The 306-nt window shown below is 68.0% G+C and carries 1 protein-coding gene; it reads right to left on the minus strand.

Annotation, left to right across the window (positions count from 1 at the left end; all coding sequences use genetic code 11):
* A partial coding sequence (locus tag ACWBNA_RS47930; RefSeq protein WP_482710898.1) for a lyase family protein occupies positions 1 to 306 on the minus strand: 306 nt, incomplete at both ends.

Below are 306 nucleotides of genomic sequence, written 5' to 3' on the forward strand. Positions count from 1 at the left end.
ACGCGCCGCAGTCCTGGGTGGCCTCGACCAGGTTCGCGGCCGTGACCAGCGGCAGTCCGGTGATCTCGGAGAGGTGGCGACGGGCCGACTCCGCGTATCCGGCGGGGGCGTTGAGCCCGGTGCCGATCGCCGTGGCCCCCAGGTTGATCTCATGGATCAACTCGACGGCCTCGGCGAGACGAGACCGGTCCTCGTCCATCATGACCGCGTACGCCGAGAACTCTTGACCGAGCGTCATCGGCACCGCGTCCTGCAACTGTGTACGGCCCATCTTGAGCACGTTGCGGAACTCGACGGCCTTGCGGG

Source organism: Streptomyces sp. Q2, assembly GCF_056820935.1.